The organism is Streptomyces albireticuli, assembly GCF_021228125.1.
GTDB lineage: Bacteria > Actinomycetota > Actinomycetes > Streptomycetales > Streptomycetaceae > Streptomyces > Streptomyces albireticuli.
Genome location: NZ_JAJQQS010000017.1, coordinates 226435 through 241344, shown reverse-complemented (window position 1 = coordinate 241344; position 14910 = coordinate 226435). Strand labels below are relative to the sequence as shown.

General features: G+C 72.1%; 13 protein-coding genes. 8 read left to right on the top strand and 5 right to left on the bottom strand.

The window, feature by feature from the left end; translation table 11 throughout:
• The 4 genes from LUZ64_RS27810 to LUZ64_RS27795 all read right to left on the bottom strand — a co-directional run.
• Positions 1-505, bottom strand: a 505-nt coding sequence (locus LUZ64_RS27810) for an FAD/NAD(P)-binding protein (RefSeq protein ID WP_232390390.1), incomplete at its 3' end; no start/stop codon positions are given.
• A complete protein-coding gene (locus LUZ64_RS27805; RefSeq protein ID WP_095582114.1) occupies positions 502-2073 on the bottom strand; it encodes a class I adenylate-forming enzyme family protein in 1572 nt (523 codons plus the stop codon). The genes LUZ64_RS27805 and LUZ64_RS27810, both read right to left, overlap by 4 nt.
• Before the next feature lie 62 nt (positions 2074-2135).
• The gene (locus tag LUZ64_RS27800; RefSeq protein ID WP_095582115.1) at positions 2136-2678 is read right to left on the bottom strand and encodes an SRPBCC family protein; all 543 of its coding nucleotides are present in this window, start codon (positions 2676-2678) and stop codon (positions 2136-2138) included.
• Between the two features lie 189 nt (positions 2679-2867).
• A complete protein-coding gene (locus LUZ64_RS27795) occupies positions 2868-3869 on the bottom strand; it encodes an NADPH:quinone reductase (RefSeq protein WP_232390389.1) in 1002 nt (333 codons plus the stop codon).
• 218 nt (positions 3870-4087) lie between these two features.
• Between LUZ64_RS27795 and LUZ64_RS27790 the strand changes: the two genes are divergently transcribed.
• Positions 4088-4750, top strand: coding sequence for a mycothiol-dependent nitroreductase Rv2466c family protein (locus LUZ64_RS27790; RefSeq protein ID WP_095582116.1), 663 nt, complete (start codon positions 4088-4090; stop codon positions 4748-4750).
• A 27-nt stretch (positions 4751-4777) separates the two neighbouring features.
• On the opposite strand, the gene LUZ64_RS27785 is transcribed toward LUZ64_RS27790, so the two are convergent.
• Positions 4778-5764: a LuxR C-terminal-related transcriptional regulator gene (locus LUZ64_RS27785; RefSeq protein WP_232390388.1), complete on the bottom strand. Its 987-nt coding sequence runs from the start codon at positions 5762-5764 to the stop codon at positions 4778-4780.
• 335 nt (positions 5765-6099) lie between these two features.
• Here LUZ64_RS27785 and LUZ64_RS27780 point away from each other — a divergent pair, with 335 nt between their 5' ends.
• The 7 genes from LUZ64_RS27780 (at position 6100) to LUZ64_RS27750 (ending at position 14814) form a co-directional block, all read left to right on the top strand.
• A complete protein-coding gene (locus LUZ64_RS27780; RefSeq protein ID WP_095582117.1) occupies positions 6100-6849 on the top strand; it encodes an SDR family oxidoreductase in 750 nt (249 codons plus the stop codon).
• Between the two features lie 53 nt (positions 6850-6902).
• Positions 6903-7958 carry an SGNH/GDSL hydrolase family protein gene (locus LUZ64_RS27775; RefSeq protein WP_095582118.1) on the top strand — a complete coding sequence of 352 codons (1056 nt, stop codon included), beginning with the start codon at positions 6903-6905 and terminating at the stop codon, positions 7956-7958.
• A 166-nt stretch (positions 7959-8124) separates the two neighbouring features.
• A complete protein-coding gene (locus tag LUZ64_RS27770; RefSeq protein WP_095582119.1) occupies positions 8125-10350 on the top strand; it encodes an iron-containing redox enzyme family protein in 2226 nt (741 codons plus the stop codon).
• 84 nt (positions 10351-10434) lie between these two features.
• Positions 10435-12267, top strand: a complete 1833-nt coding sequence (locus tag LUZ64_RS27765) for a carbamoyltransferase family protein (protein ID WP_095582120.1) — start codon at positions 10435-10437, stop codon at positions 12265-12267.
• A 114-nt stretch (positions 12268-12381) separates the two neighbouring features.
• On the top strand, positions 12382-12525 hold the full coding sequence (locus LUZ64_RS27760; RefSeq protein WP_170116791.1) for a hypothetical protein: 144 nt from the start codon (positions 12382-12384) through the stop codon (positions 12523-12525).
• Between the two features lie 34 nt (positions 12526-12559).
• Complete coding sequence (locus tag LUZ64_RS27755) at positions 12560-13516, top strand: TauD/TfdA family dioxygenase (RefSeq protein WP_095582121.1); 957 nt, start codon at positions 12560-12562, stop codon at positions 13514-13516.
• Positions 13517-13557: 41 nt separating this feature from the next.
• Complete coding sequence (locus tag LUZ64_RS27750) at positions 13558-14814, top strand: ATP-grasp domain-containing protein (RefSeq protein ID WP_095582122.1); 1257 nt, start codon at positions 13558-13560, stop codon at positions 14812-14814.
• Positions 14815-14910 lie beyond the last annotated feature (96 nt).

Below are 14910 nucleotides of genomic sequence, written 5' to 3'. Positions count from 1 at the left end.
TCACCCCCTCGGTGTCGGCCATGGCGACGGCGCGGGAGCGGTGCACGAGCACCGTGACGTGTTCCGGGGCGCGGGCCACGACCTGGAGGAAGCTGTCGTGGAGGTAGCGGCCGTAGAACGCCCGGGTCGGGTAGGTGTCCGGGCCCAGCCGGCGGGCCTCGGCGAGGGTCTCCTCGTCGTGGCCCGGGGCCTGTCCGGCGTCGGCGAGGGCGGCCAGGCCGCGCGCCCACTCGTACAGGCTCGGTCCGGGCTCGATCGGGCCCTCGATCCGGGCGCTGTCGTCGGTGTAGACCGTGATCTGCGACGACACCGTGTTCATCAGCAGTTCGCGCGACTGGTCGCCGCGCCAGACGGTGCCCGCGCCGGGCGCCGACGGGTCGACGACGTGCACGGTGACGGCCGGGTGCGTGGGCGCGGCGCGCTCGTTGGCGCACAGCCGCTCCAGGACCGACAGGCCGCGGGGGCCGGCACCGACGACGCAGATCTCCATGTGGTTGCCACTCATGCCGGGGAGCCGTCCCTCGTCTTCAGCAGGCGGGCGAGTTCCAGTCGCTTGATCTTGGTGGTGGCGGTGTGCGGCAGGTCCTCCAGCCGCCACTGCACGGGGTCGGCCATGGGCGCGAGGCCCTCGACGGCCCGCTGCCAGGCCAGGGGGTCCAGCGGCTTGTCGTCCTTGGTGCACACCACCGGCACGGCCCGGCCGTCCTCGCCCGGCACGATGATGGCCTCGACGAGCTCCGGGAGGCGGGCGAAGAGGGTGTCCTCGACGGCCAGGGTGCTCTCGATGCCGGGGATCACGTCGACCTCGCGGTCGAGCAGGTGCAGACAGCCCTGCTTGGTGCGGTAGCCGACGTCCCCCATGGCCCACCACTCGCCGTCGGCCTGCTTCTCCCACCGCGCGTGCTCACCCAGATAGGTGATGATCCGTCCGTCGCTGCGGACCTCGATATTGCCGGGCGAGGTGCGGGAGGGCGGATTGCCGTCGCGGCTGAGGACGCGGACGCCCGTCATACCGGGGAAGGGCATGCCCACACAGCGGCCGTCGGCCTCCGCGCCCCGGTCCCTGGTGTACGTCCGGGCGGCGATCGGACCGACCTCGCTCTGCCCGTAGGCCTGGGCGAACAGCGGCCGGCTGCGGCGCGAGGCGCTCAGCAGCCGGTGCACGGTCCTCGGGTGGATGGCGTCGAAGGTGCTGCTGAAGTACTTGACGTTGGCCAGTGGCGCGCGCGGGTCGTCGACGAGCTCCTCCCAGCGCATAAAGGAGTTGGGGTGCGCCTCGATGAACCCGGGGGGCGCCTGGGTGAAGATCTCGCCCACGGAGACCGGGTCGTCGTCGGCCAGCACGATCAGCGGGTGGCCCTGGAGGACGGCGATCGGCATGGCCGTGAACATCCGCGAGTGCACGAACGACACGTGTACGGCGATCGGTTCGCGCTTGCTGACCAGCGAGACGACGGACGCCTGCGGGCGGTAGCGCGCCTGGAACGTGGCACCGGTGTGCACGGCCAGCTTCGGCGTCCCGGTCGTCCCGGACGTGTGCGTGATCAGCGTAGGGTGCTCCGGGGGCATGGGCACCGGGGCGACCCGGGGTACGCCCGCCAGCGAGTCCAGAGCCGTCGCGCCCTCGTGGGTGCCGGTCGTGAGCAGCACCCGCTCCGACAGCCCGAAGACCGCCTCGGGCAGGTCCTTCTCCAGCTTCGCCTGGTCGGTGACCAGGTGCGGGCGGTCGACGCGGCGCAGCAGCTCCGCCACCGTGCCGCCGTCGAGCTTGGACGACAGCAGGACGGGAATCGCGCCGATCCGGGCCACCGCGCAGGCCAGCAGGGTGATGTCGAAGCCGTCCGTCTTGTGGACGACGACGTACTCCCCGGTGCGCACCCCGGCGGCCCAGAGCCGGGAGGCGAAGTCGTCGATCAGGTCCGCGACCTCCGTCAGCGTGGCGCGGCGGCCGAGCCCCGGGGCGATGTCGAGGGTGTGGTCCAGGAGGATCAGGTTCGCCGGGTGCTTCGCGGCCGCCCGGTCGAACAGCGTGCCCAGCCGAATTCCCTTATTTCCGATGCGTTGCAGAAACATGTACCCGCTATCCCGCTCGTAGCTGCCATGAAATCGCCGCGCGCCCGCCCGGCGCGCCCGGGTCAGTTCTTCTCGATGACGTCCTTGACGCGCCGGAGCGTGACCTCCATGTCCTGCTCCAGCTTGGCGCCCCACTCCTCGACGAAGCGCCTGCGGCCGGCCTCGTCCAGATCGGCGACGATGTGGTGAATTCCCTCGGTGGCCCGGCCCATCCGGAAGTGGTGGACGAGAGTGGAGCCGTCCTCGGCGGGCTCGATGTCGAAGCCCCAGACGCTGTCCTGGTCCTCCTGCGCGTGGGTGAGCATCACCCAGCGGAAGGTGCTGCCGGGGTCCGCCGCCACGACCTTGGCCTCGGTGTACCAGGTGCCGCGGATGAGCGGGGCCCAGGCCACGACCTCGGTGCTGCGCAGGTTCTCGCCCCGGAAGACCGCGCCCACGGTGGACGGGGTGCCGGAGGTCCATTCGCCGCCCATGCATTCCGGGCTCCATTCGGCGCTGCGCCCGAGGTCGCTGACCACCGAATAGATTTCGAACGGATCGGCCGAGACGCGGATCTCCGTCCGGCACTCGAAAAGCGGGCTGGAATCGATGATGGATTCGCTCATGGGGAAGACGATGCCGAGGTGCGGGCGGCCCGGTCAAGGAAAAAGGTGAGTGTTGTCAAGTCGGCGCACCGGGGTTCATCCGAAAGGTGTGCGGCAAAGAGTGCCGGCAGGGTCCGGGACGCTGTCGGCACTCTTTTTGTATTCGGTTTTCAGGGGTAATGCCGCCGATTCCGGCGGCATTAGGGGAATTCAGTCGCGCGGCTCCGGGCGGGCCGTGCTCAGCACGACGCGGCGGCCCTTCGCCTCGCCGGCCTCCACCCGGCGGTGGGCCTCGGCCGTGTCGGCGAGCGGCAGGAGGTCCACGGCCCGGGGCCGCAGCAGGCCCTCGGCGAGCAGCCGGCCGACGGCCTCGGCCGCCTCGGCGAGCTCCCCGGTGGTCGCCTGCGAGATCGCGAAGCCGACGACCGAGCAGTCCTTGAGGTAGAGCGGGCCGACCGGCAGGACGGGGCGGGTGCGCAGCCCGGCGAGCAGCACGATCCTGCCCCGCTTGGCCAGCAGTTCCACGGCGGCGGGCAGGTCGTTGCGGGCGGAGGTGTCGAGGTGGAGGTCGGCGCCGCGCGGGCAGGCCGCGCGCAGCAGCCCGGCCCGGTCCGGGTCGCGGTAGTCGACCACCTCCGCGGCGCCCAGGGACCGGCAGTACTCCGCGTCCGCCGCGCTCGCCGTGGCGACGACGCGGGCGCCCGCCCGGGCGGCCATGACGACGAGCGCGGCGCCGACGTTCCCGGCGGCGCCCTCGACGACCACGGTCTCGCCGGTCCGCAGCCGGCCGTGGGTGAACAGCGCGAGGTGGGCGGTGGAGGCCGGGTGCGCGACGGCCACGGCGTCGGCCGGCGCCACCCCGGCGGGCAGGTGGTAGAGGCGGTCGGCCGGGACCACGACCCGCTCGGCGGCGGCGCCCTGGCGGCCGCCGTGGCCCATGCTGGTGGACCACACGACATCGCCGGGGCGGAAGCCCGGCGCACCCGGGCCGGCCCCGGCGACCGTGCCGACCAGGTCGCGGCCGACGGTGAACGGGAACGCGACCGGGGTCCGCCAGGCACCCGAACGCACAAAGGTGTCCACGTGGTTGACGGTGGCGACGGTGACGTCGACGGTCACATCGGTGGGTCCCGCGTGGGGGACGGGCAGCTCGCCGTACTGGATGACATCCGGCGGCCCGAGCTCTTCTATGTAAGCGGCGCGCGTGATCACGGGGGCGATCCTGGCAGCGTTTAGCAGGTGCGTCGCCGGTCGTCCCCGATTTCGCGCGCCGTCTGTCAAGTCCGGTGCCGATCACGGGGTGTGGCGGTGCGGTGACGCGCCTTGCGGGCCGATTCCGGTGGGCCGTAACGGCGTTGTGGAAATTGGCCCAAGGAATTCCCGGCCGACTGGCCCCCCGGTCGGGTACACCGGCGGCTTAGGGTCGCCGCGTGACCAACGACCAGCAGACCCTCGCCGAGAAGGCGCCCGCCGGGCGCGCCACCGCGGAGAAGACCACCGTCGATTTCTACTACGACGCCGCCTGCCCGTTCGCCTGGATCGCCTCCCGCTGGATCCTGGAGGTGGAGGCGCTGCGCGACATCGACGTCAGATTCCACCCCATGAGCCTCTATCTGCACAACGTCGGCAACGAGCTCCCCGAGTGGTACCGGGAACTGGTCGACAACTCCCTCGGTCCGGCGCGCGTCGCGGTGGCGGTCGCCGAGCGGTACGGCGAGGAGCGGCTGCGCGACCTCTACACCGCCTTCGGCACCCGGATCCACCGGGAGAAGAACGAGGACTTCGACGCGGTCGTCGCGGAGGGCCTCGCCGAGCTCGGCCTGCCCGCCGGGCTCGCCGCCGCCGCGCACGACACGGCGTGGGACGAGCCGCTGCGGCTCCGCCACGACGAGGGCAAGGACCCCGCCGCCGGCGCCTACGTCGGCACGCCCACCCTGCACCTCGACGGCGTCGCCTTCTTCGGCCCCGTCCTCAGCTCGATACCCCGGGGCGAGGAGGCGGCCCGCGTCTTCGACGGTGTCCGGCTGCTGGCCGGATACCCCGACTTCTTCGAGCTGAAGCGCACCCGTACGGGCACGCTCGACGCGGGCTGAGCGCCCGAGGGGGCGGCCCGCCCGCCGTCAGCGCGGCTCCGGCCGGTCGACCCCCCTGCGCGGCGCCTGCGCGGCCGGGCCCAGTGCCTCCAGCGCCTCCGGGTCGTCCAGCAGCCCGGTGCGGGCGAGGAGATAGCCGAGCTGCGCCCGGCTGCGGCTGCCCAGCAGGTCGGCCGCCTTCTTCACATGCGTGGACACCGTGCGCGCGCTGATGCCCAGCCGGGCCGCGATGGCCTCGTCGGTGTGGCCGCGCACCATCAGCTCCAGGACCGAGCGGCGCGTCTCGTGGGTGAGCGCCTCCGCGCCCCCGCCCGCGGTGACGCCCTGGCCGCGCACCGGCTTGGCCGCCTCCCACAGGTACTCGAAGTACTTGAGCAGGTACTGGATGACGCCGGGGTCCTGGATGACGAGCGCGGCGGTCCGGCGCTGCTGCACACCGGGGATGAAGGCGATCGACCGGTCGCAGACGATCAGCCGGTCGATGATCTCGTCGACGGTGCGGACCTGGGCGCCGGCGGCGGTGATTCTCTCGATATAGGCCAGCGTGGGCCCGTGGGACCGTACGGTGTGCTGGTACAGGGTGCGCTGGCGGACGCCGCGGGCGCTCAGCGCGAGGTCGCGGTCGATCGCCTCGGCGAGCAGCTCGGGGTCCCTGCCGCCGCCCGGCTGGGCGGTCAGCAGTTCACGCCGGCAGGAGCCGACCGCCTTCTCCAGGGCAGCGCTGATCGCGCTCTCGCCCAGGAGGAGCCGGACGGGGGCGGACTGCTGCTGCACCTCCTGGTAGACGGTCTCCAGCCGCGAGACGGAGACCCGCATGGAGGCCAGCATGTGCTGCTGGTTGAGGATGGCCCGCTCGATGGGGCGGGCCATGTCGAAGAGCGCGACGTCGGGCGGGACGGGTACATAGGTCGTAGGAGCGTCCGGGAGCGACCGCAGAAGACCGAGTTGGAGTAAACAGCGGGGCACCGGGGCCGAAACGGTCCCCTCGGTGAGGGCCAGCCGGTAGGCCTCCATGCCGGGACCGCACACCTCTACATGGTCGGTTCGTCCCTCGTCTTCGGGTTTTGGGCACATTTGCTCCCCCTTCGTGTTCCCGCACTACGCGATCATGATGCCATTCCGCACTGCTGAATCATGAACTTTTCTGGCTATCGTCGCGTTCGGCGCTGGGAAGTTAATTGCGCCGGAATGCGAAGAGGGCGGGGGCCATGAAACGCAACGCATTTTCTGGATTCTTCGATGTTCTTTACGGGGTCGCGTCGACCGCGTTCCGCGACGATTACCCGGATTCCGCCTGGGGCTAGCCATGCCCTGTTCATAATCCCGCAACAATTCAGGAGGTGGTCCGCATGGCCCGAACGGCCGTGGTGACCGGTGCGAGTAGCGGTATCGGCGCGGCCACCGCCCGGCGACTGGCCGCGAGCGGCTACGAGGTCGTCGTCCTGGCCCGCCGCGAGGAGCGGCTGACCGAGCTCGCCGAGGAGATCGGCGGCCGGGCGCTCACGGTGGACATCACCGACGCGGCGGCCGTCAAGGCCGCCCTGGCGACCCTCGACGCCTGCGACGTGCTGGTCAACAACGCGGGCGGCGCCCTGGGCGCCGACCCCGTGGCGGGCGCGGACCCCGACCACTGGCAGTGGATGTTCGAGGTGAACGTCCTCGGCACCCTGAAGGTGACCCAGACGCTGCTGCCGCTGCTGCGGGCGGGTGACGGGGGCACGATCGTCACCATCACCTCGACCGCCGCGTTCGTCAACTACGAGGGCGGCGCGGGCTACAGCGCCGCCAAGCACGCCGAGCACGCGCTGACCGAGACCCTCCGGCTGGAGCTGTCCGGGGAGCCCGTCCGCGTCATCGAGATCGCGCCCGGCATGGTCAAGACCGAAGAGTTCGCCGTCAACCGCTTCGAGGGCGACGCGGCGAAGGCGGCCTCCGTCTACGCCGACGTCGACCGCCCGCTGACCGCCGAGGACGTCGCCGAGTGCGTCGCGCTCGCGGTGGGGCTGCCGCAGCACGTCAACGTCGACCAGCTGGTGGTGCGCCCGCTGGCCCAGGCAGCACAGCACAAGATCCACCGAGGCCGTCTGTTCCAGGGCTGACCCGGCCGGACCCCACAGGGACCAGGCCGCCCCCACACAGGGAGAGATTGTTCGTGAAGCTGTACCGAGAGACCCTCACCCCGCAACTCATCCAGTACGACGACTTCGACGACCGCGGTGAGGTGCGTTACCTGCCCTACCTGATGTACTTCCACCGGGCCTCCTACCGCTCGTCCGTGATCAACACGGACCGGCTCGGCTTCCGCCTCTCCCGCGGCCCCGGCGGGCAGACCGCGTCCGCGGCGGGCGAGGTGCCCAAGGGCCCGGTGAAGCTGCTCATGGGCAGCTCCACGGCGCTCGGCATCGGCGCCACCAACGACGGCGCCACCATCTCCTCCCGGCTGTGGAGCAAGTACGCCCCCTCCGCGCCCTGGCTCAACTTCGGCGGCCGCAGCCACAACTCGGCCCAGGAGCTGATGCTCTTCCTCTTCCACCAGCACCTGCTGCCCGAGGTCGAGGAGATCGTCATCCTCTCCGGGCTCAACAACCTGGCCCTCTCGCTGCTCCCCGAGTGGCAGCGCGGCGAGGACGGCGCCTTCTTCTTCAGCGGCGAGTACTTCGAGGCGATGGACGAGCTGCGGGCCAAGGCCCGTAAGCCCGCCAAGGCGCCCGCCCGCAGCCTGACCGGTCTGCTGGCCGACCGTAAGCCCGCCGCCGCGGCGCCCCGCCGGCCCGCCGAGCGCAAGCGCACCCTGCCCGAGCTGATCGACACCGCCGCCGGCCTGACGGGCCGCCACCTGGAGTCGCTGCGCAAGCTCGTCGGCCCCGATGTGAAGATCACCTACGCGCTCCAGCCGATGGCCCCGTGGCTGCGCGAGGAGCACGCCCCCCAGGAGAAGCTGCTCTTCGAGGAGCTCAACTCCCTCTCCTCCAACGGCTCGTTCGAGGAGAACTACGGCATCATCGCCTCGATCGAGGCCGGCCGTACCTACGCCGAGGCCCTCCGGGTCGTCACGGAGAAGGCCGGTGCGCGCTTCTTCGACCTCAACCCCGCGGTCGCCGACGCGATCAAGCCGGCCGACTGGCTCTTCGTCGACCGTGCCCACTACACCGACGAGGGTCACGAGATCGTCACCCGCGTCATGGCCGAGACCCTCGGTCTGTCCTGACCGTCACCGATCTCCCCACGAGAGGGCGTGCCCGCCGTGTCCATCCTGCGAAAGATCCTGGACAAGCTGCTCGGCCGCAAGCCGAAGAAGAAGAACGACGCGTCCATCTATCCCATGTTCTAGCGCCCCCGCAGCGCCAGGCGAACCAAGCCAAGGAGGGAAGAGGTTGCTGACCCACAAGGCGGCGCCCCCTGCCCCGGGCCCGGGCGCGTCCCGGAACCTGTACGTACGGGCCGCGGACCCCGAGTGCTCGCTGCCCGGCGGCCGGTTCCCGGAGGAGATCCGCGCCGAACTGCGCCGGATCCCCGCCGGACCGGACGACCCGGCCACCACGACCGGGCCCACCGGCCCCGACACCGCGAACGACGAGGCCGGGCGGCCGGGGCTGACCGGCCTCACCGCCCGGGCCGAGGACTGGGCGGCCGCGGAGCGCACGCGCTTCCGCGCGCTCCTCGACGACGTGACCGCCGACGGCACCCGCGACACCCTGGTGCGCCGGGCGACGCTCGGCTGCGCCCCGCTCGCCCTGCTCTCCGGGGCCTGGCTCCAGTGGCTGAGCGCGCCGGGCAACGCCGACGAGTCCGCGGCCCTGCGGATCCTCACCGTCTACGCCTCGGACGTCGGCGCGGGCCACCCCCGCGCCTCCCGGGGCAGCGCCTTCCTGGCGCTGCTGCGGCAGCTGCTGCTGTCGGAGAACGCCGTGCCCGCGTCCCGGCTCGCGCTGGACCCGCGCATCGGCGACGACGCGTTCCACCTGCCCGCCCTGCTGCTGGCCATGAGCCGGCGGCCGGACGACTTCCGCGCCGAGATCCTCGGCGCCGACCTGTGCCTGCGGCACGCCGGGCTGCCGCCCGCGCTCGCCCTGGTCCGGGAGGCCCTGCCGGGCGGCGCGGACTGGTCGCTGCTCGACCCGGGCGGCGCCCGCGAGGAGGGCGGACCCACCGACCTGTCGCGGGCCCGCGCCGCCGTCGACGCCCTCCCGGACGCCGAGGCCGACCGGGTCGTCACCGGCTTCACCTGGGCCCTGGCCGCGCTGCGCACCTGGAGCGCCGGCCTGTACGCCCAGCTCGACGCCGCCCGCGACCCGGCCTACGACATGGCCGAGCTGATGCGGCTGCGCGCCCGTGAGGGCTCCGTCTACCACCACGACTTCCAGGTCGAGGGCCGGTCGCTGTCCGACTGGCTCAAGCAGGCCCGTACCGACCCGGGCCCGCTGCTCGACGTGCTGTCGCGCAGCCGGCTGGTCAAGCCCGGCCGGTCCAAGTCCAGCCCGCTGGTCAACGGCCTGGTCTCGGAGCGCGGTCCGATGTTCCGGGTGTTCTCGCCCGAGGACCTCACCGTGATCCGCCGGTGGATCGACTCCCTGCCCGCCGCGGGCGAGGAGCGGGAGACCGCGGGCCCGGACGCGGGGGACACCAAGGAGGACGCGACCGCCACGGCCGCGCCCCGCTTCCCCTCGCTGGCCGTCCGGCCGGCCGAGGGCCGCGCCCCGGCCGACCTGCGCGAGGCGTACTGGATGCTCCAGCGCCGTACGGACACCCCGGCGCTGCGCCGCTGGGCCGTCGGCTACGTCCAGGACTGGCTCGCCCGGTCCCGGCACGGCCTCGACAAGGCCGAGTCGCAGCTGCCGGCCCGCTGGCACCGGTCCGGGCTCCGGCCCTGGCTGGCGGAGCAGCACGACCTGCACGGCCAGGAGTTCGAGGACGGCGCCGAGACGCCGGTCGCGAGCCGGGCCGACCTGGTCGACTCGACGGTGCAGCTGGCACCGCTGACGCTGATCGACGGCAGCTGGCTCCAGGGGTTCACGGACTACGAGAACGCCTCCTCGGAGATCGGGTTCTCGCTCTTCGAGACCTACTGGGACGAGCTGGGCAACGGCGAGGAGAAGCTCAACCACCCGCTCATCTACCGCGAGGTCCTCGCGGAGATGGACGTGCTCCTGCCGCCCACCGGCTCCCGGGAGTTCTCCCGCTGGCCCGGCTTCCGCGACGAGTCCTTCGAGCTGCCGGTGTACTGGCTGTGCGTCGGCCGCTTCCCGCGCACCTTCCTGCCGGAGGTGCTGGGCCTGAACGTCGCCATGGAGCTGTCCGGTGTCGGCGGCTCGTACCGCCGGGCCCGGCTCGCGCTGAAGGAGCACGGCTTCAGCACCCGGTTCGTCGACATCCACAACACCATCGACAACGTCTCCACCGGCCACTCCGCGTGGGCGGCCGACGCCGTCGACACCTTCATGGCCACCGTGCCCGCCACCCGCACCACCGGTGCCCGGTCCGGCCACGAGGACGTCTGGGAGCGGGTCCGCGTCGGCTACCGCTCCCTCAACCCGCCGCGGACCTTCCTGGCCCGCCAGGTCGCGCCGCGCATGGCCCGCACCCTGGGCGGTCTGCGATGAACCACGGCCCCGTATCCCCCCTATCCGCGAGCACACCCCCGAAGACGCCGACCGGCCGTCCTTCGCGCGTTAAGGAGCACAGGCATGTCTGACCTGGTTCTGGGCGTCTCCGCCTACTACCACGACAGCGCGGCCGCCCTGGTCGCGGACGGCGTCCCCGTCGCGGCGGCCCAGGAGGAGCGCTTCACCCGGCGCCGCCACGACTCGGCCTTCCCGGCCCGGGCGGTCGAGTACTGCCTGGACGAGGTGGGCGCCACCCTGCGCGACGTCTCCGCCGTCGCCTACTACGAGGACCCGGAGCTGAAGTTCCGCCGCGTCCTCGCGACCTTCGCGGGCTCCGCCCCGTACGCCTTCCCGGCCTTCCAGCACACCGTGCCGGAGTGGCTGAAGTGGAAGCGCAGGACGGCGGACACGGTCCGCCGCGAGCTGCTGGAGCTCGGCCTCGGCCGGGTCCCGCGGATCGACGTGCGCAAGCACCACGAGTCGCACGCGGCCTCGGCGTTCTTCCCGAGCCCCTACGAGTCCGCGGCCGTCCTGTGCATCGACGGCGTCGGCGAGTGGGCCACCACCACGATGTGGCACGGCCGGGGCGACCGGCTGCGGCCCGTCGCCGAGATCCGCTTCCCCCACTCGCTGGGCCTGCTGTACTCGGCGTTCACCTACTTCTGCGGCTTCAAGGTGGACTCCGGCGAGTACAAGCTGATGGGCCTCGCGCCCTACGGCAAGCCCCGCTACGCCGGGCTGATCCGCGAGAAGCTGATCGACGTCAAGCCCGACGGCTCCTTCCGGCTCGACATGCGCTACTTCGAGTACCTGCGCGGCGAGGTGATGACCGGCCGGGGCTTCGAGCGGCTCTTCGGCGGGCCCCGCCGCAGCCCCGAGGGCCCGCTCACGGAGCGCGAGTTCGACCTCGCCGCCTCGGTGCAGCAGGTCACCGAGGAGGTCGTCGTCAAGCTGGCCCGCGCGGCCCGTGAGCGCACCGGCGAGAAGAACCTCGTCCTGGCCGGCGGCGTCGCCCTCAACTGCGTCGCCAACGGCAAGATCATCAACGAGGGGATCTTCGACGAGGTCTGGATCCAGCCCGCCGCCGGTGACGCGGGCGGCGCGCTCGGCGCGGCGCTCGCCGTGGCCGCCGACCGCGGTGCCCGCCGCACCCACCTGGGCACCGGCCGGGACGCCATGTCCGGCTCGCTGCTCGGGCCCGGCTACTCGGACGACGAGATCGCGGCGTACCTCGACGGCAAGAACGTCCCGTACACCCGCCTGGAGCCGGACGCGCTGGCCCGCGAGGTCGCCAAGGGCCTCGCCGACGGCAAGATCGTCGGGTGGTTCCAGGGCCGGATGGAGTTCGGTCCCCGCGCGCTCGGCGCCCGCTCGATCATCGGCGACCCGCGCGACCCGGTGATGCAGTCCGCGATGAACCTCAAGATCAAGTTCCGGGAGTCCTTCCGGCCGTTCGCGCCCTCGGTGCTCGACACGGACGCCAAGGACTACTTCGACCTCCCGCAGGAGAGCCCGTACATGCTCGTGGTGACCCAGGTCGCCGAGGCGCAGCGGGTCGAGGAGGCGAAGTCCGACGCCAAGGGCCTGGACCTGCTGAAGGTCCAGCGGTCCACCATCCCCGCCGTCACCCACGTCGACTCCTCCGCGCGGGTGCAGACCGTCTCCGAGCACAACAACGCGCCGTACCACCGGCTGCTCACCGCGTTCAAGGAGGAGACCGGCTGCCCGGTGCTCGTCAACACCTCCTTCAACGTGCGCGGCGAGCCGATCGTGAACACGCCGGAGGACGCCTACACCTGCTTCATGCGCACCGACATCGACCTCCTGGCGGTGGGCAACTTCCTGCTGGAGAAGTCCGCGCAGCCCGAGTGGCACGAGGACAACGACTGGCGTGAGGCGATTCCGCTCGACTAGGCCCCCGGCCGGGCCCCGGCCGACCGTGGCCGCGAGGCAGGCCCTCGCGGCGCCGCCGGGCCCGGCGGACCGCCCCACGCAACGACGAAGAAGCCCCCGAGAAAGAGCAGGACGATGCCCAAACCTCTGCTTTTCGCCGCCTATTACCTCGTGGTCACGCCGATCGGCCTCGTGAGCCGGCGTCTGCGTGACCCGCTGGCCCGGCGCTGGGACCCGCGCGCGCGGACCTACTGGATTCCCGTAGCGGGCCATGACTGAGCACCCGCACGCGAGTGACCGATCGGAGCCCTCGATGACAGACGGCATACGACTGTCCGAATTCCGTCTCGACGACGGTACAAGGGACCTCCTGGGCAAGGAGATCGCCGAGCGCGTGGCCGCCACCGAACTGGACTCGGACGCCGATGAGGCGATCCTGGCCACGATCGGCGCGCACGCCCTGGGCAACCTCCTGCCCGGCCAGGTCCTGCACGAGCTGGAGATCTTCTCGGTGGCCGGCGCCCACGCGCTGATCCTGGGCAACCTCCCGCGGCAGGACTTCCCGGACACCCCGGTGCACGGCTACGGTGACGAGACCGGCCTGGCCGTGATCAACGCCCTCCACTTCGGGCTGCTCCAGCTGCTGGGCGCCACGCCCTTCGCCGTCAGCTACGAGAACGACGGCCGGCTGATCCGCAATGTCGTGCCCAACCCGGCCGCCAGCGGCATCACCAGCTCCTGGGGCGCGGACTCGGAGTTCTTCTGGCACTCCGACCAGCCGCACCTGCCGTTCGGCGAGCCGGGCACCGACCCCCGGCTGTACGTCCCGCACTACCTCTCCTTCTACGCCGTACGCAACGACGAACGCGTGCCCACGGAGCTCACGGCGGTCGACGGGGTCGCCGAAGCGCTCGACGAGCACACCCGGACGCTGCTCCAGCGGCCGGAGTTCGCCGTGGGCGTGCCCGCCTCCAACGACATGGACGGCTCCGTCCGGGAGCTGGCACCCGCCCGGCTGCTGGAGACCGCGCCCGACGGCCGGCTGCGGGCCCGCTACGACCGGGGCACCACCCGGGGGGTGACGGAGGAGGGCGCCACCGCGCTCGCCGCCTTCTCGGAGTCCCTGACGGGCGCCGGGTCCAGGGAGCTCGTCCTGAACGCCGGCGATTTCATGATCTTCGACAACACCCGGGTGCTGCACCGCCGCAAGGCCTTCAGCCCGCTCCCCGACGCCGGGGCCCGCTGGCTGCGCCGCATCTACGCCAGCTGATCACCACCCCCCTCCTCATCTGACACCCCATAGGAGTTCGCATGCCCCGCAAGTTCCGCGTAGCGGTGATCGGCGGCCGTCCGGCGCCCATCAACGGCGCGAAGGAGCTGGACATCGACATCGTGCTCGTCCACGAGAAGGGCGCGTACGACGAGGCCGTCGCCGAGCACTGCGAGCGCATCATCCACGCGCCGCTCACCGACGGCCAGGCCATCCTGGACGTGCTGCGCCCGCTGCACGAGGAGCGCCCCTTCGACCGCGTCGTCACCACGACCGAGCCGGCCGCCGAGTCGACCGGTTTCGTGGTGGACGCCCTCGGCCTGCCCGGCGTCTCCGAGGCGACGGCCCGCGCCCTGAAGGACAAGGCCCTCACCCGTGAGCTGCTGGCGAAGCACGACCTCAGCCCGGTGCGCTACCGCGTCGTGAAGAGCGTCGAGGAGGCCACCGCGTTCCTCGCCGAGGTCGGCGGCCCGATCGTCCTCAAGCCCGTCGACGGCGTCGCGAGCCTGCACATCCACGAGATCTCGGAGCCCGCGCAGGTGGCGGCCGCCTGGGAGACCCTCCAGGCCGCCGGGATCACCGCGCCGATCGCCGAGGAGTTCCTCACCGGCCCGGTCGTCAGCGTCGACTCCTTCTCCTTCGAGGGCCGGCACCTCACCATCGGCTACTCCGAGTACCGGATGAACGAGCGCTTCGTGGAGTGGGAGGTCAGCACGCCCAGCCGGGTCGCCCGCCCGCACCTGGCCGAGCTGCGCGCCCTCACCGTGAAGCTGCTCGACGCGGTCGGCCTCACCGAGGGCCCCTCGCACAGCGAGTTCGTGCTGACCCCCGACGGCCCCCGGGTGCTGGAGTCGCACGCCCGCCTCGCCGGCAGCGGCGCCCCCGAGCTGGTCCGCCGGGCCTTCGGCCTCGACCTCAACCGGATGTTCCTGACGGTGCTGCTCGGCATCGACGAGCTGCCGGAGACCTCGCCGGAGCCCGTCGCGGGCGCCGCGGTGCGCTTCTTCACCCCCGACGCGGGCACGGTCCGCTCGGTCGACGTGGAGGAGGGCATTCCGTCCACCGTGCGCCACCTGCCGAAGGGCGAGGTGCCGCTGGTCTTCCTGCCCTACCTGGACCAGCTCCGGGACGAGGAGGTGGCGGCCGTGATCCAGAAGGGCCCCGGTGACGAGGTGCCCGAGCTGCTGACCGTGGCCGACTGCGTCTCCGGCTACGTCATCGCCACCGGCGTGGACGCCGACGACGCCGTGGCCAAGTGCGACGACATCAACGACCGGATCCGCTTCAGCATCGGCTGACGGGTCGATCATCGGCCGGTCCGGCCGCCGGGCTCTTCGCGGGCCGCGCCCGACACAACGGCGCGGCCCGCGAGGAGCCCGCTTCGACCGACGGGA

Excerpts from the sequence above, each read along its gene's own strand:
- LUZ64_RS27805 (WP_095582114.1), bottom strand. The coding sequence starts at position 2,073 with ATGTTTCTGCAACGCATCGGAAATAAGGGAATTCGGCTGGGCACGCTG.
- LUZ64_RS27800 (WP_095582115.1), bottom strand. The coding sequence starts at position 2,678 with ATGAGCGAATCCATCATCGATTCCAGCCCGCTTTTCGAGTGCCGGACG.
- LUZ64_RS27785 (WP_232390388.1), bottom strand. The coding sequence starts at position 5,764 with ATGGAGGCCTACCGGCTGGCCCTCACCGAGGGGACCGTTTCGGCCCCG.
- LUZ64_RS27780 (WP_095582117.1), top strand. The coding sequence starts at position 6,100 with ATGGCCCGAACGGCCGTGGTGACCGGTGCGAGTAGCGGTATCGGCGCG.
- LUZ64_RS27765 (WP_095582120.1), top strand. The coding sequence starts at position 10,435 with ATGTCTGACCTGGTTCTGGGCGTCTCCGCCTACTACCACGACAGCGCG.
- LUZ64_RS27760 (WP_170116791.1), top strand. The coding sequence starts at position 12,382 with ATGCCCAAACCTCTGCTTTTCGCCGCCTATTACCTCGTGGTCACGCCG.
- LUZ64_RS27755 (WP_095582121.1), top strand. The coding sequence starts at position 12,560 with ATGACAGACGGCATACGACTGTCCGAATTCCGTCTCGACGACGGTACA.
- LUZ64_RS27750 (WP_095582122.1), top strand. The coding sequence starts at position 13,558 with ATGCCCCGCAAGTTCCGCGTAGCGGTGATCGGCGGCCGTCCGGCGCCC.